This window comes from Tomitella gaofuii (genome assembly GCF_014126825.1).
Lineage (GTDB): Bacteria > Actinomycetota > Actinomycetes > Mycobacteriales > Mycobacteriaceae > Tomitella > Tomitella gaofuii.
This window is the reverse complement of sequence record NZ_CP059900.1, coordinates 2,335,929-2,356,554: the sequence shown is the minus strand read 5'-3', so window position 1 is coordinate 2,356,554 and position 20,626 is coordinate 2,335,929. Positions and strand designations below refer to the sequence as shown.

The following is a 20,626-nucleotide window of genomic DNA, read 5'->3' as shown; positions in this document are numbered from 1 at the left end:
GTCTCTCCGCCGATCTACGTTGCAGCTTGTTGAACAGGAGCGTGGCCGCGGACCCTCGATCGCCCAGCACGCCGACGCTGACCACCCCCGTGCTCGTGCACACTGGGGCGATGGGGCCCTCCGAAACGCTGCGCACACCCTCGTCGCCGGGACAGCGCGTCGCCGCCGCCGTGCGCCGGCTGCGCCACGACCCCGGCACCGCGGACCTGCGCCGCTTCGAGCCGCTCGTCGCCGATGCCGTGGAGGGCGCCGCCGCGTGGCGGACGCACACGGACGGCGCACTGTCCGAGGCCGCCCGCGCCCGGGCCGGCCTCGATCCCGACGACGATGCCGCTCTGACCCGGTACCTCGCCGTCGCCTGTGAGGTATCCCGCCGGCGGATCGGCCTCGCGCCGTACCCGGAACAACTGCTCGCGGCCGTCAGCATGTTGCGTGGCCGTGTGGCCGATATGGCGACCGGTGAAGGGAAGACCCTCGTCGGTTTCCTCGTCGCCGCGGGATTCGCACTGGCCGGCCGGCGTGTCCACGTGCTGACCGCCAACGAGTATCTCGCGGGGCGCGATGCCGCAGCGGGCGCCGGGTTTTACGAGATGTTCGATCTCAACGTCACGGCCGTCGCCGAGCACATGACCGACGTCGAACGGCGACGCGCATACGGCAGCGATGTCGTCTACGCGACGGTGCACCAGGTGGGGTTCGACGTGCTGCGCGACCGTCGGCGCACCGTCGAGGCGCAACGGTTGCTGCCGCCCCTGGACATGGTCGTTATCGACGAGATCGACGCGGTCCTCGTCGACGACGCCGTGGTCCCGCTGGTGATCGCGGGCAGCGGCGCCGACACGGCCGCGGAGATTCCGGTCGCCGGCGCGGTCGCCGCATTGGCCGAGGGAGTCGACTACGAGGTGGACGCCGGCGGCGCCGGCGCGACGCTGACCGACGCGGGCATCCGGTTCCTCGAAGACCGGCTCGGCGTGGACAATCTGTACTCCGAGGACAACATCGACCTTGTCACCGCCGCGTATGTGGCGCTGCACGCACAGGCCCTGGTGCACCGCGACGTGGACTACGTCGTCGCGGAAGGGCGGGTGCGGCTCATCGACGACGCGCGCGGGCGGATCGCGCAGCGCCAACGCTGGCCGGACGGGCTGCATGCGGCCATCGAACGCAAGGAAGGCGTGGCGGTGACCGCGCAGGCCGAAGTGCTCGACCAGATCCTCGTCGAAACGGTGGTGCGCGGTTATCGGGGCATCACGGGGATGAGCGGCTCCGCGTTGGAGGCGGCCGATCGCCTGGCTGAGGACCTCGACCTGTACACCGGCGTGATCGGCATGCATCACCCGTCGATCCGCATTGACGAGCCGGACCTGCTCTACGCGTCCGCCGAGCAGCGTGACACCGCGGCGGCGGCCCGGGTGCGTGCGGCGCACGACGCGGGGCAACCGGTGCTCGTCGGCACCGGCAGCGTCGCCGACTCCGAGCGGTTCGCGGCAATGCTGGCCGGCCAAGGCGTGCACACCGCCGTCCTCAACGCGAAGAACGACGCGGACGAGGCCGAGACGATCGCCCGGGCCGGACACAAGGGCGCGGTCACGGTGTCCACCCAGATGGCGGGCCGCGGGGTCGACATCCGGTTGGGTCCAGGAGCCGCCGACGCCGGGGGACTGCTGGTGCTGGGGCTGGGGCGCTACGTCAGCCCGCGGCTGGACCGGCAGTTGCAGGGGCGCGCGGGGCGCCAGGGCGACCCGGGCCGCACCGTCTTCTACACCAGCCTGGCAGACCCCGTCGTCACCGAGAACGTCGCTCCGGTGCGGTGGCCGCGGTCGGTCGACGACGACGGGCTCGTGCGTGATCGGCGATCACACCGGCTCTACGCCCACGCGCAGCGCGTCGCGGAAGGCGCCCTCCTGCAGTTGCACCGCACGACCCGCAGCTTCCACACCGTGACCGATAACCAGCGCCTAAGCATCCTGCACACGCGCGAACGCCTGCTCACCGAGCCTGGCGCGCTCGACGACCACCTGGCTGGCGTGTGGCCGGACGACCCCGATGCCGTGGGAAAGTGGACCGCGCCGTCGCGTCGCGGCCTCGCCGCGGACGTGGTCTTGTATCAGCTCGATCGCATCTGGACCCGGCACATGAACCGCATGGTCGACATTCGCGAAGGGATCCATCTGCGCCGGCTCGGACGGCAGGACCCGCTCGAGGAGTTCACGCTCCTGGCCGCGCAGGACTTCCGGGGACTGGCCGAGGAGGCGGCCGCCGCGACCCGGGCCGCGCTCGACAACGCCGACAGCGCCGACGCCGCCATCGAAGACCTCGGATTGCGGCGGCCGTCCGCGACATGGACGTACCTGGTCGCCCCCGACTCCTCCGAGTCCGATGCCGACCGCGCCGTCGCCTACTTCGCTTCGGCGCGCCGCGCGCTGTTCGGGAGATGACTGCGGTAACCGGGTGCGTTCACGTGGTGTGTCCCGCAGCGGCCGCCCGCATCGCCTCCGCAAAACTCATCGCCGGGCGGCCCAACAGAGTCGGCACAGCGTTGCTCACGCGCTCGAGCTCGCCGTCGCGGATCGCGGTGTAGGTGCTGATCCACGCGTCCACCAGCCACGCCGGCGCGTCATACACCGCCCTGCTGGCACGGGCCTCGTCCATCGTCTCGTCGACGAACCGGTGCGGCCGCCCCGTCACTTCAATAAGCGTCGCGGCGATCTGGTCGAGCGTGAGCGCCTCCGGGCCGGTGAGGTCGTAGGCGCGGTTCGCGTGGGGCCACGGGTCGGCGAGGATGTGCGCGGCCACCGCGGCCACGTCCCGCTGCGACACCGCCGCCACGCGCCCGTCGCCGGCGGGACCGCGAAGCGCACCGTCGTCGCCCGCGAACCCGGCGATCGCCTCGGCGTAGAAGTTGTCCCGCAGGAACGTCCACGCCAGGCCCGAATCCTGGATGATCCGCTCGGTGGCGCCGTGATCGCGCGCCAGCAGGAACCCGGCGCCGTCGCCCGCCCCGACGAACGACAGGTACACCACCTGCCGCACGCCCGCCTCGACGGCGGCCTGCACGAACGCCTGGTGCACCTCCACCCGGTCGGAAGACTCGTGCGTCGACACCATGAGCGCCGTGTCGATCCCGATGAGCGCCGCGCGGCACGCGTCGCCCCCGTACTCGGCCCGCTGCACCTCGGTGCCCGGCAGGTCCGGCGCACGGGAGGGGTCGCGCACGAGCAGGCGCATCGGGACTCCGGCGTCGGCGAGCAAGCGCGCCGCCATGCCGCCGACCGTGCCGGTCGCGCCCGTCAGAGCGATGTCAGCCATGCAATTCTCCTTAGTTCGCTGGCGTGAGCAGCACCTTGCGGATCTTGCCCGCCGGGGTCATCGGCAGCGCGTCCACCACCTCGATGCGGGCGGGCACCTTGTACTCGGCGAGCGAGGCGGCGCACAGTCGCAGCAGCGCGGCGGTGTCCACCGCCGCGTCCGGCGCGGGGACGACGAAGGCGTGCCCGGTCTCGCCGAACGTGGAGTCCGGCACCCCGATCACCGCGCACATCGCCACGGACGGATCCGTGGCGAGGAGGTTCTCCACCTCGGCGGGGTAGACGTTGTAGCCGCCGCGCACGTACATCTCCTTCTTGCGTGCCAGCAGCGTCACGTGGCCGTCGTCGCTGAGCGTGCCGATGTCGCCGGTGGACAGCCAGCCGTCGCCGCCGAACGCGCCGGCCGTCGCGTCGGGCGCCTCCCAGTATCCCGCGGCGACGCACGCCCCGCGCACCTGCAGCTCGCCCGCCTCGCCAGTGGGCAACGGCGCGCCGTCGTCGGCGGCGATGCGGGCCTCGAACCCGGTGAGTGCGGTGCCGATCGAGGTGGCCACCTGCTCGAAGGTGTCGCCGGCGGGCGAGATGATGCACGCGCCCGACGTCTCCGAGAGGCCGTACAGATTGGCCAGGCGGGGCCCGCCGAAGCGGTCGCGCACCTGCCCGGCGAGCTCCGGCTCGAGGTTCGAGCCGCCCACCACGCACAGCCGCACGCTCGAGACGTCGCAGGCGGCGAACTGCTCCGAGCCGAGCATCATGCGATACATCGTCGGCACGCCCACGAACATCGTCACCCGCCGCGCGGGCACCACTTGCGCGACGAGGTCGGGGTGGAAACGGGGCAGCAGCGCCACCGCGCCGCCGGAGACGAGGCTCGCGCCGATCGTGCACGTGAGCCCGCCGACGTGGTTGAACGGCATGACGCCGAGCGCGACGTCGTCGGGCTTCTGCCCGAAACGCTCGGCCTGCGCGGCAGCCGATGCGAGCAGGCTCCGGTGGGTGAGCGTCGCGCCCTTGGGATCCCCAGTGGTGCCGGAGGTGTAGAGGATGACGGCGGGGGAACCGGGGGACGACGCGGGCGCCGGCGCTGCGGCTGATCCTGCAATAGTGTCGGCACCGGCGGCGACGAGGTTCTCCCACGAGTCCTCCGCGGCAGGCGCGCCGAAGTATGCGATCCGCTCCACCGACGTGATCCGGGGGCGCAGCGCGTCGAGGAACGGGCGGAACTCGAACTCGCCGGACCGCTCGTCGCACAGCAGCAGCCGGGCCCCCGACTGGCCGAGCATGTAGACGAACTCGCGCTCCCGATACGCCACGTTGAGCGTCACCAGCACGGCGCCGAGGCGGCAGCAGGCGAAGTAGGCGACGAGCCACTCGGGTGCGTTCGCGGCCGCGATGGCGACGCGGTCACCGGGCCCGATCCCACTACGGCGCAAACCTGCGGCGGCGCGCTCGGCGCGGGCGTGCATCTGCGCGTAGGTGACGGTGTCGCTGCCGAAGTGGAGGAACGGGGCGTCGGGAGTGTCCTCGGCGCGGGCGGCGAGGACCGCGTCGACGGTCGCGGTGTGGAGCGAGGGGAGCGGTGCGGCGTCCTGCGGAGGGTGCATGCAGTCAGCGTAGTGATGCGGGCCACCGTGTGGGGCCGCGTTGTGAGCGACGTCGGTGCCCAGCCCGACGCGCCGTCAAAGCTCGAGCATGGCCGCGGCGACCGCGTCGGCGGCCGCATCGGGGATCGCGGTGCCCGCCGATTCGAGGACGAGCAGCCGTGCGCCGGGGATGTCGCGTGCCAGCGCCTGGCCGTTGCCGACAGGGAAGAACGGGTCGCGGCGGCCGTGCACCACCAGGCTGGGGAGAGTGAGCGAGGGAAGCCGTTCGCGCCAGCGGGGTGCGCAGTCGAGTGCGGCGAACACGGTGCCCATCTGGTTGGCCATGTGCACCGCCGGCGTGGTGCCGGGCGTGCGGTCCCAGATGCGTCCGGCGATCTCCCGGGCCGCCGCGGGGTCGTCGCCGAGGATCCCTGCACCTCGTGCCGCGAACGCGGCCACCGCAGTGCGATCCGCCCAGTCGGGCATCGGGCGCGCGAACAGTGGCTGCATCGCGGTGGCGTCGTGGTCGGGCAGGTCGTCGTCGACGGGTCCCGGTGCTACGGGGCGCGTCCCGGCGAGCGTCAACGCGGTGAACGCGTCCGGATGGTCGAGCGCGGCGACCTGCGCCACCATCCCGCCGACCCCGATGCCCGCCAGGTGTGCCGGGCGGTCGTCGAGCGTGCGGGCGAGGACTGCTGCGTCGGCCGCGAGGTCGCGCAGCGTGTACTGCGGCGCTGTGGGGTCGAGGGTGGTGGAGGCACCGGCGTCCCGCAGGTCGTAGCGCACGACGTGGCGCCCACCGCGCGCGAGCGCCGCGCACAGCGAGTCAGGCCACGAGAGCATCGTGGGGCCGCCGGCGAGCAACACGAGCGGCGCCGAGACGTCGCCGAAGTGCTCCACGCCGAGTTCGATGCCGCGTACCGCCAGCGTGTGCGCCGTATCGAAGGTTTCCGCGCTGCTGGTACGTGGATCGGGGTTCATCGTTCTCCTGCCCGCCGTGTGCCGTGAGCATTCGTATCTGCCCGGAAGTACTGACCGTCGGCGAGCCTGAGAGTCACCGTACGTGTGGAACGATCCCCGGCGTGGATGTCCGACCTGCCCGGCATCAGGAAGATGACCTTCGATGTGACCTTCTCGCCGGGGCGCACCGGTGGGTGCAGCGGGGGTGGTGGTGTCGGACATGGCGAAGGGACCAGCCTGGGGTGTCCCGAGTCGCCAGGGCACGGGCATGAGAAGCCCCCGGCAGCTGGTGTTACGGGGTCAGTTCATTAGTGAGTGGAGGGCGGAGGATTCGACCCCCGGAATGGGAACCTTATGGCGGTATTCGACACCGCGCGCCGGCCGTCGGCATTCCCTCCCAGCAGCAGCTACGCTGCGGGGTCCTGCTTGCGCGGGAGCGGGCCGAGCATTACTTCCAGTTCGTCATCCGATCGCACATCGTACGGAGTCCGCGTCCGTAGCTCGCGTGCGAAGACGCCAGGATCGCCGGGGCCGTGGCAGACCAGCATCGTCGTGTAAGGCCCATTGAACAACTCTTCGTCGGGGTTCGCGTCGACCTCGACCCAGATCTGCGGATCGATCGCGCGCACCTCGCGCGCGAGACGTGCTGGATCAGCGTCAGCCGTCGTGTGCACGTAGAAGATGCTAGCCATGCGCCCAGCGTACCGCCCGTCCGCCGCGCAGCACCAGGAGAATTTCGCGGTAGTGGCCGCCATATTGCCGTCGTGCGGCGTCGAGGCCCGCCCGCGCTGCGTCCGGCGAAGTACGTCGAGCGTCAATCACGACGGTGTCGGCCTGTTGCATCGCCCAACGGAGGTGAGTGCGAACTGCTCGATCGCTGCTCGCCTCCTTCATCTCGACGCCCTGCACCCCATCGATGGTCACGGCGTCCGGCGTCCTCACTCCCGGCTTGTTCCTGCCTTCGACGGACCTCAGCTTCACCCCATATCGGTCTCGGAGGATCTGCGCCAGATCGCGTTCCGCCTGCGTCTCGAAATACTTGTCCAGCTCATCAGCAGGCCAGTCTGCTGATGCCACCTCGGCGGTACGAAGGACATCTTCAGGCAATGGTGATTCAGTCCTCGCGCTCGACGCGTGGCCGAGAGGCCCGCGATAGTCGTACGATTCGACGTCAGGTATGTCTGATGCCGCAGGAACGAGCGGGCCCAGTCCGCCTTCGTCGGCACCGCCCACTGAGCCTCCGCCACGCGGCGGAACAGCTGGCGGCTCACCGCCACCACCCGGCCCCGAAGTCCCGGTCGCCTGGTCGTCGCCCGGGGCGAACGCGCCCGCCTCACCGGCCCTCGCCTTGTCCCGATACGCCTTGGCGAACGCGGGTACCGACTCCTTGCCCGCCGCCTTCTGGCGGTTTTCCTCCTCCCGCAACCCCGTCAACGCCTCGGCTTTGTCCATTCCCACGGCCTCACCCCGCCGATTCCGCAGTGTTGCCCGCCACCGCTTTCCCGTAGCCGCCCCCGGGCTTTCGTCCGCTTCGTCGGGCTCGCTATCGTTGGCAACGCTAGCGGTGGGCACCGACATCCGGCGTGGCCATCCAAGCGGCGCCTCGGGTGGTCATCCAGGGGACACTCCCGGCGCGCCGGTGCGGCCGCCGGAGGAATCGCCACGGCTGTACCGGCTCGCAGACGGGTGGGGGCTGCTGGTCGAGTTGGCCCACGATCACCTGCGCGGCTCCGGGTTCGTCGTTCCGAGCGGAGTCGTCGCCGACACCGGATTGTCCTGGGGCGAAGAGAAGCTGCTGCCGAGCGCCGTCGGCGAGCAGGCGTACGGTTCCGGCAATCGCAGCCGTCGGTGGGGACCATCCGCCGGCTCATCGAGCATCACGGTGGGCGCGAGGGCGACCGGGTGCTCCTTGTGTTCACGGACGACGGCCGCTTCGAGTATCGACCGGTCGCGCCGGTGGTCCGTGGCGGCACTCCGCTGCACACGGCCGTGTCGCTGATCGGCCACAACCCCGTGTCCAGCGACGCGGATGCCATCGAGGCCTTGGCCGCGGCCGTCGGACAACCCGGTGAGGATCGGCCGCGGCGGATCCTTAGCGCATACCGGCGTCGGCACGAGCACGAAGTCGTGTCCGTACTCGAGCAAGTCTGGTTGTGAGCGCGGGGACGCGGGGTTCACGCGGATCCCCGCATGGCGTCCACCACCTCGGACGTCCACGCCATCGGCGCAGGGCGTGAGCGCCAATTCACGAACCACGTGATGGACCATGCCGGATCGAAAGGGCGGTGCTCGCTCGGTCCGGTAAGGCCGTGGGCGATCGATTCGAGCGCAAGGAACACCGCCCCCGACCCGTGCACCAGGTCGGCCGCGGCGACCGCGCCGAACGCGGACGACTCCGTCCACTGCGGTACGGCACCGAATCGTGTGAAGTAGCGCGCCACGGTCGCATTCCAGTCGCTCATCCCGGAATCTATCGACACGGTCGGATAACCGGCGACGTCGGCTACCGTCACTGTATCCCGCTGCGCCAGAGGATGGCCGGGTGCCATGACCGCCATCACCGCCTCGTGGCACAGCGCTTCCGTGGCCAGCCCGGGCCCGTGCTCGCGGGGCCCGACCGAGGCCGTCAACTCGCCACTGACGAGCATGTCGGCCACCTGCGAGCGCGGCACCGTCATCTGGTGCACGGCGGCGCCCGGCAGTGCATGACGTACCGCCGAGAACACCTGTCGCGGCACCGTGAGCGACGGCTCGGTCACCTGGATGCGCACCTGGCGGTGGCCGCCGGCGGCACGTGTGTCGTCGATCGTGCGGGCCACATCCGCGAGAAGGTGGCGTCCGCGCTCAGCCAGCAGCGCCCCTGCCTCTGTGGGCACGACAGTGCGGCTGGTCCTGCGGAACAGCGTGACGCCGAGGCGCCGCTCGATCCGTGCGATCGCCTGGCTGAGCGCCGGCTGCGCCATCGGTATGGAGGCGGCCGCGCGGGTGACGTTGCGTTCGCGTTCCACCGCGGCCACATATTCGAGATCGCGCAGGCTGACAACATCCATCATGTCGACATGCTAGATGGATGCTGCTCCGGTATTGGCGGATCGCCGCACCCGAGGCCCAGGATTGACTCAAGTGAAACGAGGAGGTCCTTTGATGACAGGCGGAGTGATCGACGCCCACGTGCATCAGTGGAGCGTCACCGACAACGACTGGTACACCGCCCTGCAGCCGTTCGCCGAACAGGTGGGGACCCCGTTGCTGTATGCGGACTTCCTGCCCGACGACTACCGCGCCGCCGCCGGCGACCTGGATGTCGACAAGTTCGTGCACGTCTCGGCCACCACCGCGCCGCGTGCATACCTCGACGAGACGCGGTGGGTCGACTTGCTCGCCGACCGCGAAGAACTCGACCTCGTCATCGTCGGCAGCGTCGACCCCGACTTGGACGCGGCGGAGATCGTCGCCGACCTTGAGGGGCAGGCACGCAGCCCGCGGTTCCGCGGGATCCGGGTGCTCACCGGGCTCGCACCGGACTCGCCGGCCGCCGCCACCATCCTCGACTGGCTCGAGCGCGGGGGGTACGTCTTCGATTTGGTCACACAGCCGGAGGCGATGCAGCGGTGGCTCGACGTGCTCGCGCGTCACCCGCAGCTGACCGTCGCGCTCGAACACACCGGCTGGCCCGGCGCCACCGACGCAGAGGGGTTCGACGCGTGGCACGCCGCGATCCGAGCGTGCGCCGACCGCCCGGGCATCGCCTGCAAGGTCACCGGACTCGGCATGGCCACCGCCGATCTCTCCACGGACGTGCTGAGGCCGTGGGTGGAGACGGCGATCGCCGAGTTCGGCTGGGACAGGGTGATGTTCGGGTCCAACATGCCTATCGAGACCATGGCAGGGACCTACGGCCAGTGGATCGGCGCGCTCCGCACCCTGCTCTCCGAGGCGTCCGACACTGAGCTCCGCCACTTCTACACCGACACCGCCGCGACGACGTACAGGATCCGATGACTTCCACTGCTCCCGCCCATGAACCGGTCCGCGACTTCGCGGGCATGACCGTCCTCATCACCGGTGCCGCCCGCGGGCAGGGGCGCAGCCACGCGGTGGAGTTCGCCCGCCGCGGCGCGTCCATCGTGGCCACCGACATCTGCGCCGACGTCGACACCATCCCGTACCCGCTCGCGACAGCCGACGACCTCGACCAGACCCGCGCCCTCATCGAGGAGGCAGGTGGGCGGTGCCTCGCGGTGCAGGCCGACGTGCGAGACGGCGCCCGGATGCGCGGGGCCGTCGAGGAGGCGGTGGACGCGTTCGGCGGCATCGACGTGTGCATCGCGAACGCGGGCGTCGTCAGCTTCGGGCCCGTGGTGGAGCTGACCGATGCCCAGTGGGCGACGATGCTCGACGTCGACCTCACCGGCGTCTTTTACACGCTGCGCGCAGTGGCTCCGGCGATGACCGCGCGCGGCTGGGGCCGGATCATCACCGTCGCCTCCATGGGGGGACGTTCCGGCACCCCCAACCTGGGCCACTATTCGGCGGCCAAGTGGGGGGTGATCGGGTTGACGAAGACCCTCGCCCTGGAGCTCGCCGGTACGGGGGTCACCGCCAACATCGTCTGCCCCGGCACCGTGTCCACCGACATGGTGCACAACCCGGCGATGTACTCGCTGTTCGCGCCCGACATGGACGAGCCCACCCGCGAGCAGGTCCGCGGCCGGTACGCCCGACTCAATCCGCTCGGCGAGCCGTGGACCGACCCGGCCGACGTCACCGCCGCCGTCGCGTACCTGGCGTCGCCGGCCGCGCGGCACGTCACCGGGGAGACCCTCGAGATCGGGGCCGGGGTGTCTGCGCGGATGCCGTAGGGGCCCGTGCGGTCGGCGCTCTCTGACTCTGGTGAGACCCGGCACTGGGTGGACTTTTGGTTGCTTCGGACCGGTGATTGCAACCCAATGTCCACCGAACGCGGCGGCGTGGCATCGGCCAACTCCTATTAGCGGGCGCACCAACTCGCCGCGGGCTGAACCCGAGGGCCCCTATTGTCGGCGCCGGCGACTATCCGCGGGTGGCGAAGAACTCGGCGGCGCGTCCCGGCCAGGTGCCGACGTCGGCAGCGGTGAGCGAGATGTGCGCGTCGGCGTCCGGCAGCAACAACGCCAGTCGCTCCGTGGTGGAGACCGGGTGGCCCGGGTCCGTATCCCACGCGAGGAGCAGCACCGGCAGTGCGACGGCGGCAAGCGCGCGGGGTTCGGGCAGGTCGCTGACTCCGGCACCGCGCAGCACGGCGGGCAGCAGGTGTGGATCGACCGCGGGGGCGGGGTCCCGCCGGTCGGTGTCGGCGAAGATCTCCGGCACCGGCATGCTCTCCATCATCGACGCCGCGGCGGCTGCGTCGTCCTCTATTGCTGCGGCGAGTTCGCCGTAGACGGCCGCCTGCGCTGCGCGTGTGGCCCACGCGGTGGGCGGGGCGCCGAGCACGACGGAACGGAACCGCTCCGGGCGCCGGGTGAGCGCGTGCAGGATGGTCGCGGTGCCCATCGACACGCCGATGGCATGCACGGGGGCGCCGGGCGAGAACACGTCGGCGAGCGCGAGCAGGTCGTCGGCCAGGTTGTCCCACGTGTAGTCGGCCGGGTCGGGTCGTCCGGAGGAGCCGCCGTGTCCGCGGGCGTCGTAGGCGATCAGGCGCAGTCCCGCGCCGCGTATCGCATCGGCGTCGATGAGTCCCGCCGCCTGTTCATTGGCGCTGCACGAGGACAGTCCGTGCGCGTGGAAGACCACCGGGCCCTCGCCACCGTGATCGGTATAGGCGAGGGTGGCGCCGTCGATCCTGATCGTGCCCGATTCGGCCATGACCTCAGGATAGGCGCCGCCGGGGCGGTGGATGCGGGTGTTGCCCGAGCGCACGGCACCACGGCATCGCACCTCCGGAGCCCAACCCAGCGAAAACCCCGCGCGGCAGCCGTCCTCCTCGTACCGTGCGGGAAGCGGAGAGGGGAGTGGGACATGGGTGCGGGAATCCGAGGTATGGGAATCCGGGGCGCGGCGATCGCGGCGGTCGGAACGATGACGCTGACGGCGCTGGCCGGGTTGGCGGGGCCGGCGGCAGCCGATGCGCCGGACATGGTCACCGTGCGCGTCGACGCCACCGCCCCCGGCCGCGTCATCCCCGAGGACTTCCTGGGGCTGTCCTTCGAGGCCGACCAGTTGCACCGCACGTGGACCGACCCCGCGCGCAGCAACGTCGACGAGCTCATCGGACACCTCGGCGCCGGGAACCTGCGCTTCTCCGCCAACGCCGTGGACAACACGGCCTGGCAGCCCGACCCGTCGGCGCCGCCGCCCGCCTGGGCCGAGGCCGCCGTCTCCCCGGACGACCTGAGCCGACTCGGCGCGCTCGCCGAGGCCACCGACACCACCGTCGATCTCGGCGTCAACCTGGCTCGCCCCGACCCGGCCGCCGCCGCACAGGAGGCGGCGCAGGCGCGCGAGCGGATCGGCCCCCGACTGCGGTCCATCCAGATCGGCAACGAACCCAACGTGTACCCGGTGGTCGGCCTCTTCGGCGGCGGGGAGCGGCCGCAGTACCTGGTGCCGCAGCAGTACATCCCCGACTCGCGGGCCTACCGCGACGCCATCGCGGCCGCGGCGCCCGGCACTCCCGTCAGCGGTCCGGACACGGCCGGGGGAGCGGTGGGCAACCCGGCGATCGACCCGCTTCTGCCGGCCGCGCTCGATCCGTGGCTCGACGCGTACATCGCCGCGTTCGGGGCACCCGGCGCCGCGCTCACCCAGCACTACTACCCGTTCGTCAACACCGAACGGATGGGCTTTCCGCAGGCGTTGTCGGACGCGGTGGGCGGCCTGCCGACGGTGGACAAGCTGCTCTCCCGCGAGTCCTCCGACAAGCAGGAGGCGTTCCTGCGGTACTTCGTCGCCAAGGCGGCGGGCGCGGGGATGGTGCCGCGCATCTCCGAGACCAACTCGGTGGCCATGGAGGGCCGGCCCGGGGTGACGGACACCTTCGGCGCCGCGCTGTGGACCGTCGACTACGCGATGACCGCCGCCCGCGAGGGCGTCGCCGGGATCAACCTGCACGACCACATCGACGACTGCACGAGCTATTCGATGATCTGCTTCGCCGACCCGGCCGCCTCCGACGCCGGCACCGCGCGCGTCAACCCCAACTATTACGGGGCGTACATGGTGGGCCGGATGGCCGGCGGAGCCGTGCTGCCGGTGACGGTGGACGGCGCCGCGCACGTGTCCGCCTTCGCGGTGCGCATGCCGGAGGGGGCGGTGCGGGTGATCGTCGACGACATGGACCGCGGTTTCGACGGCACCGTCCGCGTGGTCATCGACGGCGGACCGGGCGGCACGGCCGCGATGCAGCGACTCGACGGGGAGTCCGTCGACACCGTCGGCGCGGCGACGTACGCGGGCACGACAGTCGCGGCCGACGGGGCGTTCGCGCCGGGATCGTCGCCCGTGTCGGCTGACGCCGGGGGATACGCCGTGCGATTCGGCCGACCGGGCGCGGTGCTGCTCACGGCGGGGTGACGCTCTGGGCGGGCGCTTTCCGGCAGGCGGCGGTGCTCTTCGGCAGGCTAGGGATTGCGGAAAAGATTCTGCTTGCGTTCCACGCGACATCGCCGCCGGTCGTCGGCTCAGCCACAACGAAATCCCAGGTAGTGCGGCGACGCGATTCCTTCCGCTATCCAGAGCCTTACGAAAGGCCTGGTCAGGCGGCTTGTGGATCCGCCGCATAGACGTCGACCGCGGATTCGAAGACGGATGCGGCGAAGGGCGGATTGCGCCGCGCATCACGAGATTCACCGACCGGCCGCTATCCGACCGCCCGGCGGGCCCCGTCGGCCACACTGGCACCCATGCGTATCGGAATCATCGGCGCCGGCATCGGCGGGCTCGTCGCCGCGGCCGGACTGCAGGCCGACGGCCACGACGTCGTCGTCTTCGAACGGAGCGGCACCCCCGGTGCGGTCGGCGCCGGGCTGACCCTGTTCGCCAACGCGTTCGCTGCGCTCGACGCGATCGGGCTGGGCGACACCGTCCGGGCCGTCAGCGGCGACGCGCTGGGCCGGATGCGGTCCGGGCAGCGACGCCCGTCGGGACGATGGCTCGTCTCCGTGTCGCCCGGATCCGGTCCGGCGGTGCGCAGCCTGCACCGCGCGGAGCTGCATTCCGCGCTCCTCGCGCCGCTCGCCGAGGGAACGGTGCGCGCGGGTCGCACTGCCCGGGCGGCCCCCGGCGGCGCGCCCGTCGTCACGGTGGACGGCAGCGAGGAGTCGTTCGACCTGGTCATTGCCGCGGACGGGGTGCGCAGCACCGCCCGCACGGCGTGGGGACTCGACTGCGGCGTCCGCTACGCCGGATACACCGCCTGGCGCGGCGTTACGGCGTCGCGCGGGCACCTCGCGGACGAGGCGGGGGAGACGTGGGGCGCGGGCGCGCGGTTCGGAATCGTGCCCCTGCCCGACGACCGCGTCTACTGGTTCGCCGTGCTCACCGCCGAGGAGGGCACGGACTTCGGCGACGAGCCCGCGCTGCTGCGCGCGCGGTTCGGCGGTTGGCATGCGCCGATCCCCGCGCTGCTCGACGCGACTCCGAGATCCGCGCTGTTGCGGCACGACATCCACGACCTCGCAGCGTTGCCACCGCGGTTCGTCGCGGGACGGGGAGTGCTGCTCGGCGACGCCGCCCACGCGATGACCCCGGACCTGGGCCAGGGCGCCGGGCAGGCCATCGAGGACGCCGTCACCCTGGTGCTGCTGCTGCGCAGTGCGGGGGCGCTCGACGCGGCGTTGGACGAGTACGACCGGCTGCGACGACGGCGGGCGCGGGCTCTCTGGCGCGGTTCGCGTCTGGCGGGGAGCGTGACGCAGGCGTCGCATCCGGCCGTGGTGGCCGCGCGGGACGTGCTGATGCGGGCGATGCCGGCGGGCGTGGCGGTGCGAGCGTCGGCACGCGTGGCGCGGTGGCAGGAACCGCAGCGGGTTTCTCCGGGCGAATCCCGATGACTCCGGAACGTCGGCATGGTTGGCTGGCACCATGACGAGCTCGCCAGCGCCTTCGCCCGGTCCGTCGCCCGCCGACCCCCGCGCGGAACGGTGGCACAGGTACTGGGATAAGCACTCCGGCCACTACGACCAGTCGATGCAGCAGATGGACCGCTGGGTGTTCGGCGACTCGCGGCAATGGGCCTGCGGGCAGGCGTCCGGCGAGGTCCTCGAGGTGGCCGTGGGCACGGGGCTCAACCTGCCCCTCTACCCGGAGGACGCCGCACTGACCGGCATCGACCTCAGCGAGGAGATGCTGGCGCAGGCCCGCGACAGGGCTGCGTCGCTGGGCCGCAAGGTGACGCTGCGCCAGGCCGATGCGCACGCGCTGCCCTTCGACGACGGGGCATTCGACACGGCGGTGTGCACGTTCGGGTTGTGCGCCATCCCGGACATCGACAGGGCCGTGGCCGAGATGCACAGGGTGTTGCGCCTGGGCGGGAAGCTCATTCTCGTCGACCACGTCGCCAGCACGTCCCGGATCGCGCGCGGGGTGCAGCGAGGGCTGGAAGCGTTCTCGATCCCGCTGGGCGGCGAGCACTTCCGCCGCAGGCCTCACGACAACGTGGTCGCCGCGGGATTCGTTGTGGAAAGGGCGGACCGGTTCAAGCTCGGCGTGGTGGAGCGGCTCGTCGCAAGGAAACCGCAGTAACAGACGGACGCGGCCGCGTCAGCCGGCGCCGCCGCCCAGATTCGCCGCGGCCCAGGCGCGGCCCGGCTCTGGGTCGACGCCGAACTTCTCCGCATACAGGTCGTGGATCTGCAGCCAGTGCTCGTGCGCCTCCGCTTCGGTGCGGTGCCCGCCCGCCAGATGCGGTTCGAGCCGCGAGAGGTAGCACTCCCACCCCGCGGCCGTCTGCGCCGCGGGCAGGTCGCCGATGACGTGCGTGAACACCAGCGTGCAGCCGTCGCCCTGCTCCGACAGCGCGAAGCTCTGCGGCTGGCCGGCGAACGTCCACTCCAGCCGGTGTGGCGGGCTCGCCTCCGTGACCGTGAGTACCGGACCGCCCAGGTCGACCTCTTCGCCGGTGACGGGCGTCCACGGTGCGGCGGCGGGGAAGAACTGCTCAAGCTCGGCCGGAACGCTCACCGCCCGCCACACGCGCTCCACCGGATAGGGCACGTCCAGCTCGAACCGGAGCGTCGGGCGGCCATCGTCCGTGGTGAGCGTGCCGTAGGCGCGGGGCGGAGTCATGTGCGGTCCTTCCGGCGGGTGAGGTGGGTCGGCCACGACAAGATCTACCACCGGAGGGTAACGACTTCCGGGCCGAACCGCTGGGCGCTACGGGATCCGTCAGTTATCAATTCTGATAATATTGGTTCGTGGTTGATCTCGATGAAGTATTGCGTTCGGCAGCGCGCCTGCAGCAGCTGGTTCCGGATGCTGTGCTCGTCGGCGGCAGTGCGGCGGCATATCACTCAAGGCATCGGCTTTCCACCGATCATGATCATGTTCTGCGCGATCTTCGTGACCGTTTCGACGCGGTACTGGAGGCGCTGGAATCGGATCCGGAGTGGGTGCTCAACCGTGCGGTGCCCGGGAAGGTCATCCTCGGCGAGCTCGGCGAGATCGAAGCCGGAGTGCGGCAGTTGATCCGCGAACAGCCGTTGGAGACTGAAGTCGCGCACGTCGGTGAGGCCCGGCTCATCGTGCCGACTCGGGAGGAAACGCTCCGCATCAAGGCGTATCTCGTGGTCAAGCGGAACCAGACGCGCGACTTCCTCGACGTGGCCGCCTTGTCCGACCGGTTCGGCATCGAGTGGGCGGGACGGGCCTTCGCCGGCATAGACGCGTACTACGCGTCGCCGTCCGGCACGGACTCAGTGGCGTCCCAACTTCTGCGGCAATTGGGCGCACCCCGTCCGTCTGATGCCGACACCACGCGCACGCTTGACCGGTACAAGCAACTCGACCCCCGGTGGCATTCGTGGCAGCGCGTCGTAGCCGTCTGCCGCGCAGTCGCCGATGCGATTCTGGAGGCATGAGATGGTGTTGCGATTCCGGAATCTCGACGTCACACCCGAGGACCCAGTTGAGCAGTGGGGTGTCGAGGGCCTGCTGACTGCGATCGACCGCGGCTCGCTCAGGGATTGGCGGCGCATCGGCGCTGCAGTCGATCTGGAGCCCTACGGTGCACTGGCAGAACAGCTCGATACTGCTCTCGAACTGGCAGAGGACGTCGGCGTCGTCGCCGTCCTGCGTCGCCGACTGGCGGCCGCGCAGGATCGGGCGGCGCGGTCGCTCGTCACGGACCGCCTCAACGAGAACACAGCCCGGTTCGGGGGCACAGCGGCCGCATTCGCCCGTGCGGTCGGAACGTCGCCGTCACGTATGTCCACCTACCTGCGGGGGACCGTGATGCCGTCCGCCGCCGTGCTGGTGAAGGCCGAGTTGATCGCCGAAGCGGCGGCACGGCGGCGCGAGGCCGACGGGCCGCCGCAGGCCGCTACAGATTTCCGGCCGCCATCAGCTTGACGGGATCCTGCAGGTCGGCGGCGCCCATGCGGCCGCCGCCGTTCTCGATTGCGTCGTACAACCCGAGCCCGAGCAGCCGCTGCTACTCATCGGGCAGCCCGCGCACCGTTTCTCGCTGCAGGACCGGGATCCGGAGCTCGGATCGGGTAGGAGGTGCTCGGAACGGCGGGCAGCTGGTCTCGATCGCGCGGCCTTGACAGCGGCGCCGCCGGGGCCGAGCGTCGTGATGGTGGCGGTGACGACGGGGCAGGCGGCGCGGGACGGCGGCATCGACCGGTTTCGCACCCGGCTGGGCGGCCTCACCTGGGCGCACCTGCTCAACGACGGCGCATCGAACTATTTGCCCGGCGTGCTGCCGGCGGTGCTCGCCACCCTCGACCAGCCCGCGAAGATGGCCGGCGTGCTCGTCACGGCGCTCACCATCGGGCAGGCGCTCCAACCGTTCACCGGGCGCCTGGCCGACAGGATCGGCGGACGTAGCCTCATCATGATCGGCCTCACCACGAGCTCCGTCGGCGGCGGGCTGCTGGGCGTGGCGCACAGCCTGTGGTCGATGATCGCACTGCTGGTGCTCATCGGCGTCGGCAACGCGTTCTTCCATCCGCAGGCGCTCGCCGGCATCCGCGCGATGATGGCCGGCCGTCAGGGCCTCGTCACCTCGGCGTTCCTCGTCGGAGGCGAGCTGGGTCGCGGCCTGTGGCCCACGCTCGCCAGCCTCATCGTCGCCCACCTGGGGCTCGGCGGTCTGTGGATCCTCGCCGTGCCCGGCCTCGTGACGGTGCCATGGATCCTGCGGTGGGCGCCGTCGTTGCCGGACCGGCGCGGACAGGGCAGGGCGATCCGATGGCGCACGCACGCGCGGCCCCTCGCCGTGCTCATCGGCTACCAGGGGATCCGGACAGTCACCGTCTTCTCGTTCGTCACCTTCCTGCCGATTCTGTGGGACTCCCGCGGCGAAAGCCTGGTGAGCGGCGCGTCGGTGATCACCACGATGACGGTGGTGGGGGTGGTGGGCAACTTCGCGGGCGGGCACCTCAGCGACAGGGTGGGACGGCGGCCGGTGCTCATCGCATCGGCGCTGGGCGCGGCCGTGCTCGTCGCCCCGATGGCCTACCTGGACGGGCCGTGGGCGTGGATCGTGGCCGGCGCACTGGGCATCGCGCTGTTCATGACGGCGCCGGTAACGGTGCTGATAGGCCAGGACATCTTCCCGGAGAACCGGTCGATGGGCTCGGGAATCGCGCTGGGGTTCGCCAACGGTGTGGGGGCGCTGCTCGTGTTCGTGATCGGGCTGGGCATCGGCGACGACGTGGCCGGCGTGTTCTGGGTGCTGTGCGGGCTGAGCGCCGCGGGGGCGGTGACGGCGTTGCTGTTCGCCCCGGATCTCATGCGGTGAAGGTGCAGGCTGGGGTCGGTGTGCAAGCCTCTGCATTGCGGAAGTGATCGGGTGTGCCCGGTCGGCCACGGCATCCGCAGGTCGGTGCTGCATTCGTCCGCTTCCGTACTGGTGGGCGCCGTGCGGCGGGGCGACGCGAATGCTTCCGCATTCCTTGGCCTCCCGAGAAGGACATCGACCCGCTCCCGTCAGCGGATTCACGCGGCGCCGCGGAATCCGCTCCGCCCGCCGGCTGACGCGCCTACCATCGCGAGGGCAGGCGCGGAAAGGGGAGTGACCATGGGCTGCACTGCATGCACGGATGGCGAACTGCGCAGGCCGCACGTGATCGGACCGCGGGCGGCCGGTCCGCGGGCGCTGGGGCCCACCGCGGCGGCCCCGTTGGCACTGGCGGCGTGCGCGGTGGGCGCGCTCGCCGTGGGCGCCGTCGCCATCGGCCGTATCGCCGTCGGCAGGGCGGTCGTCCGCAAGCTCGAGGCGGGCGACGTGCACATCCGGTCCCTTGCCGTCGACCGGATCGAGGTGGCCGGAGAGACGTGGCCCAAGTCGGACGGGACCGCCCCGCCGGAGGTGTACGGGTAGCCGGGGGCAGGATGGGACGGGGCGCTCCCACGCCCCGGACAAGGAGACCGCGCATGCCCACCTTCGCCGAACTCGACGCCATCACCCTCGACGACCTCCGCTCTGACGGCACCACCAAGTGGGTGCGCGAAGACGGAGCCATCGGGGCCTTCGTCGCCGAGATGGACTTCGGCGTGGCCCCGGCCATCACGGCCGCGCTGCATCGGGAGGTCGACAGGGGCGCCTTCGCGTACCTGCCCCAGCGGTACGTCACCGGGATGCAGTCCTCCGTCGCCCGCTACCTCCACGGGGCGTGCGGCTGGGACGTCGACCCCGCACGAGTGCACCAGATGCCCGACGTGGTCGCCGCCTACCGGGCCGCCATCCGCTACTTCAGCCGTCCCGGCTCCAAGGTCATCGTCCCCACGCCCGCATACATGCCGTTCCTCAGCGTGCCGCCCGACGAGGGCCGCGAGGTGATCGAGGTGCCGATGCTGCGTGACGGCGGCGGCCGGCACTTCGCTGACGACCTGGCCGCCCTCGAGCGCGCCTTCGACGACGGCGGCGGGCTGCTCGTGCTGTGCAACCCGCACAATCCCACCGGTCGCGTGTTCACCCGCGACGAGCTGCAGGCGATCGAGGAACTGGTGGAGCGCAAGGGCGGACGCGTGTTCTCCGACGAGATCTGGATGCCGCTGGTGTTCGGCGACCACCGCCACATCCCCTACGCCTCGACCGGTTCTGCCGCCGCGGGGCACTCCGTGACGGCGACGGCCGCGTCGAAGGCTTTCAACATCCCCGGCCTCAAGTGCGCCCAGCTCATCACCACCAACGACGCGGACGAGGCGCTGTGGCGGCGGGTGGGTTTCATGCCGATGCACGGCGCCGCCAACCTGGGGCTCGCCGCGACGACGGCCGCGTTCGACTCGGGCGCCCCGTGGCTCCTCGATGTGCGCGCATACCTCCAGCGGAATGTGCAGGCGCTGGCGGAGTTCCTGGCGGAGCGCCTGCCGCACGTGGGGTTCCGGCCGCCCGAGGGCACCTATGTGGCGTGGCTGGACCTGTCCGCGTACCGGATCGAAGGGGCGCCCGCGGAGTTCCTGCTGGAGCACGCCGGGGTCGCGTGCACCGAGGGCACCGACTGCGGCGCGGCCGGGGCCGGGCACGTGCGGTTCATCTTCGCCATGCCGCGGCCCGTCATGCTCGACGCGCTCGAACGCATCGCCAAGGCACTCGAGGCGGTGTCGCTGCGGGAGTGAGCAGTGCGG

At 71.2% G+C, this 20,626-nt stretch carries 20 protein-coding genes; 12 read left to right on the top strand and 8 right to left on the bottom strand.

Annotated elements, in window-relative coordinates; translation table 11 throughout:
• The first annotated feature begins 110 nt into the window (after positions 1 to 110).
• Positions 111 to 2,438, top strand: coding sequence for a preprotein translocase subunit SecA (locus H4F70_RS10985; RefSeq protein WP_182357220.1), 2,328 nt, complete (start codon positions 111 to 113; stop codon positions 2,436 to 2,438).
• A gap of 19 nt (positions 2,439 to 2,457) precedes the next feature.
• Here H4F70_RS10985 and H4F70_RS10980 read toward each other — a convergent pair whose 3' ends face one another.
• The 5 genes from H4F70_RS10980 to H4F70_RS10960 form a co-directional block, all read right to left on the bottom strand.
• Complete coding sequence (locus tag H4F70_RS10980; protein WP_182357219.1) at positions 2,458 to 3,309, bottom strand: SDR family oxidoreductase; 852 nt, start codon at positions 3,307 to 3,309, stop codon at positions 2,458 to 2,460.
• 10 nt (positions 3,310 to 3,319) lie between these two features.
• Complete coding sequence (locus tag H4F70_RS10975; RefSeq protein WP_182357218.1) at positions 3,320 to 4,912, bottom strand: class I adenylate-forming enzyme family protein; 1,593 nt, start codon at positions 4,910 to 4,912, stop codon at positions 3,320 to 3,322.
• Positions 4,913 to 4,987: 75 nt separating this feature from the next.
• Entirely contained in the window at positions 4,988 to 5,872 is an 885-nt protein-coding gene (locus H4F70_RS10970; protein ID WP_182357217.1) for an alpha/beta fold hydrolase, read from the bottom strand.
• Between the two features lie 386 nt (positions 5,873 to 6,258).
• Complete coding sequence (locus H4F70_RS10965) at positions 6,259 to 6,543, bottom strand: hypothetical protein (protein WP_182347782.1); 285 nt, start codon at positions 6,541 to 6,543, stop codon at positions 6,259 to 6,261.
• Complete coding sequence (locus H4F70_RS10960) at positions 6,536 to 7,303, bottom strand: hypothetical protein (protein WP_182357216.1); 768 nt, start codon at positions 7,301 to 7,303, stop codon at positions 6,536 to 6,538. The genes H4F70_RS10965 and H4F70_RS10960 overlap by 8 nt, the downstream gene beginning before the upstream one ends.
• 396 nt (positions 7,304 to 7,699) lie before the next feature.
• Here H4F70_RS10960 and H4F70_RS10955 point away from each other — a divergent pair, with 396 nt between their 5' ends.
• Entirely contained in the window at positions 7,700 to 8,008 is a 309-nt protein-coding gene (locus tag H4F70_RS10955) for a hypothetical protein (protein ID WP_182357215.1), read from the top strand.
• A gap of 17 nt (positions 8,009 to 8,025) precedes the next feature.
• Here H4F70_RS10955 and H4F70_RS20830 read toward each other — a convergent pair whose 3' ends face one another.
• Entirely contained in the window at positions 8,026 to 8,904 is an 879-nt protein-coding gene (locus tag H4F70_RS20830; protein WP_182357214.1) for a LysR family transcriptional regulator, read from the bottom strand.
• Between the two features lie 91 nt (positions 8,905 to 8,995).
• On the opposite strand from H4F70_RS20830, the gene H4F70_RS10945 reads away from it, so the two are divergent.
• Complete coding sequence (locus tag H4F70_RS10945; protein WP_182357213.1) at positions 8,996 to 9,853, top strand: amidohydrolase family protein; 858 nt, start codon at positions 8,996 to 8,998, stop codon at positions 9,851 to 9,853.
• A complete protein-coding gene (locus tag H4F70_RS10940) occupies positions 9,850 to 10,713 on the top strand; it encodes a mycofactocin-coupled SDR family oxidoreductase (protein ID WP_235681054.1) in 864 nt (287 codons plus the stop codon). The genes H4F70_RS10945 and H4F70_RS10940 overlap by 4 nt, the downstream gene beginning before the upstream one ends.
• Before the next feature lie 190 nt (positions 10,714 to 10,903).
• Here H4F70_RS10940 and H4F70_RS10935 read toward each other — a convergent pair whose 3' ends face one another.
• Positions 10,904 to 11,701, bottom strand: coding sequence for an alpha/beta fold hydrolase (locus tag H4F70_RS10935; RefSeq protein ID WP_182357212.1), 798 nt, complete (start codon positions 11,699 to 11,701; stop codon positions 10,904 to 10,906).
• 174 nt (positions 11,702 to 11,875) lie between these two features.
• Between H4F70_RS10935 and H4F70_RS10930 the strand changes: the two genes are divergently transcribed.
• The 3 genes from H4F70_RS10930 (at position 11,876) to H4F70_RS10920 (ending at position 15,577) form a co-directional block, all read left to right on the top strand.
• A complete protein-coding gene (locus H4F70_RS10930) occupies positions 11,876 to 13,408 on the top strand; it encodes a hypothetical protein (RefSeq protein WP_182357211.1) in 1,533 nt (510 codons plus the stop codon).
• A gap of 329 nt (positions 13,409 to 13,737) precedes the next feature.
• Positions 13,738 to 14,886, top strand: coding sequence for an FAD-dependent monooxygenase (locus tag H4F70_RS10925; RefSeq protein ID WP_182357210.1), 1,149 nt, complete (start codon positions 13,738 to 13,740; stop codon positions 14,884 to 14,886).
• A gap of 136 nt (positions 14,887 to 15,022) precedes the next feature.
• Positions 15,023 to 15,577, top strand: coding sequence for a class I SAM-dependent methyltransferase (locus tag H4F70_RS10920; protein WP_235681053.1), 555 nt, complete (start codon positions 15,023 to 15,025; stop codon positions 15,575 to 15,577).
• Positions 15,578 to 15,595: 18 nt separating this feature from the next.
• Here the strand turns inward: H4F70_RS10920 and H4F70_RS10915 are convergent, their stop codons facing one another.
• Positions 15,596 to 16,120, bottom strand: coding sequence for an SRPBCC domain-containing protein (locus H4F70_RS10915; RefSeq protein ID WP_182357208.1), 525 nt, complete (start codon positions 16,118 to 16,120; stop codon positions 15,596 to 15,598).
• Positions 16,121 to 16,248: 128 nt separating this feature from the next.
• On the opposite strand from H4F70_RS10915, the gene H4F70_RS10910 reads away from it, so the two are divergent.
• From H4F70_RS10910 to H4F70_RS10890, 5 genes are all read left to right on the top strand, one after another.
• The gene (locus H4F70_RS10910) at positions 16,249 to 16,911 is read left to right on the top strand and encodes a hypothetical protein (protein ID WP_182357207.1); all 663 of its coding nucleotides are present in this window, start codon (positions 16,249 to 16,251) and stop codon (positions 16,909 to 16,911) included.
• A 1-nt stretch (position 16,912) separates the two neighbouring features.
• Positions 16,913 to 17,401, top strand: a complete 489-nt coding sequence (locus tag H4F70_RS10905; protein WP_182357206.1) for a helix-turn-helix domain-containing protein — start codon at positions 16,913 to 16,915, stop codon at positions 17,399 to 17,401.
• Between the two features lie 193 nt (positions 17,402 to 17,594).
• Positions 17,595 to 18,797 carry an MFS transporter gene (locus H4F70_RS10900; protein ID WP_220471694.1) on the top strand — a complete coding sequence of 401 codons (1,203 nt, stop codon included), beginning with the start codon at positions 17,595 to 17,597 and terminating at the stop codon, positions 18,795 to 18,797.
• Between the two features lie 279 nt (positions 18,798 to 19,076).
• The gene (locus H4F70_RS10895; RefSeq protein ID WP_182357205.1) at positions 19,077 to 19,379 is read left to right on the top strand and encodes a hypothetical protein; all 303 of its coding nucleotides are present in this window, start codon (positions 19,077 to 19,079) and stop codon (positions 19,377 to 19,379) included.
• A gap of 53 nt (positions 19,380 to 19,432) precedes the next feature.
• Positions 19,433 to 20,617 carry a MalY/PatB family protein gene (locus H4F70_RS10890; RefSeq protein WP_182357204.1) on the top strand — a complete coding sequence of 395 codons (1,185 nt, stop codon included), beginning with the start codon at positions 19,433 to 19,435 and terminating at the stop codon, positions 20,615 to 20,617.
• The last annotated feature ends 9 nt before the right edge of the window (positions 20,618 to 20,626 follow it).

Excerpts from the sequence above, each read along its gene's own strand:
- H4F70_RS10920 (WP_235681053.1), top strand. The coding sequence starts at position 15,023 with ATGCAGCAGATGGACCGCTGGGTGTTCGGCGACTCGCGGCAATGGGCC.
- H4F70_RS10925 (WP_182357210.1), top strand. The coding sequence starts at position 13,738 with ATGCGTATCGGAATCATCGGCGCCGGCATCGGCGGGCTCGTCGCCGCG.
- H4F70_RS10945 (WP_182357213.1), top strand. The coding sequence starts at position 8,996 with ATGACAGGCGGAGTGATCGACGCCCACGTGCATCAGTGGAGCGTCACC.
- H4F70_RS10940 (WP_235681054.1), top strand. The coding sequence starts at position 9,850 with ATGACTTCCACTGCTCCCGCCCATGAACCGGTCCGCGACTTCGCGGGC.
- H4F70_RS10935 (WP_182357212.1), bottom strand. The coding sequence starts at position 11,701 with ATGGCCGAATCGGGCACGATCAGGATCGACGGCGCCACCCTCGCCTAT.
- H4F70_RS10985 (WP_182357220.1), top strand. The coding sequence starts at position 111 with ATGGGGCCCTCCGAAACGCTGCGCACACCCTCGTCGCCGGGACAGCGC.
- H4F70_RS10895 (WP_182357205.1), top strand. The coding sequence starts at position 19,077 with ATGGGCTGCACTGCATGCACGGATGGCGAACTGCGCAGGCCGCACGTG.
- H4F70_RS20830 (WP_182357214.1), bottom strand. The coding sequence starts at position 8,904 with ATGATGGATGTTGTCAGCCTGCGCGATCTCGAATATGTGGCCGCGGTG.
- H4F70_RS10905 (WP_182357206.1), top strand. The coding sequence starts at position 16,913 with ATGGTGTTGCGATTCCGGAATCTCGACGTCACACCCGAGGACCCAGTT.
- H4F70_RS10970 (WP_182357217.1), bottom strand. The coding sequence starts at position 5,872 with ATGAACCCCGATCCACGTACCAGCAGCGCGGAAACCTTCGATACGGCG.
- H4F70_RS10930 (WP_182357211.1), top strand. The coding sequence starts at position 11,876 with ATGGGAATCCGGGGCGCGGCGATCGCGGCGGTCGGAACGATGACGCTG.
- H4F70_RS10965 (WP_182347782.1), bottom strand. The coding sequence starts at position 6,543 with ATGGCTAGCATCTTCTACGTGCACACGACGGCTGACGCTGATCCAGCA.
- H4F70_RS10890 (WP_182357204.1), top strand. The coding sequence starts at position 19,433 with ATGCCCACCTTCGCCGAACTCGACGCCATCACCCTCGACGACCTCCGC.
- H4F70_RS10975 (WP_182357218.1), bottom strand. The coding sequence starts at position 4,912 with ATGCACCCTCCGCAGGACGCCGCACCGCTCCCCTCGCTCCACACCGCG.
- H4F70_RS10915 (WP_182357208.1), bottom strand. The coding sequence starts at position 16,120 with ATGACTCCGCCCCGCGCCTACGGCACGCTCACCACGGACGATGGCCGC.
- H4F70_RS10980 (WP_182357219.1), bottom strand. The coding sequence starts at position 3,309 with ATGGCTGACATCGCTCTGACGGGCGCGACCGGCACGGTCGGCGGCATG.
- H4F70_RS10960 (WP_182357216.1), bottom strand. The coding sequence starts at position 7,303 with ATGGACAAAGCCGAGGCGTTGACGGGGTTGCGGGAGGAGGAAAACCGC.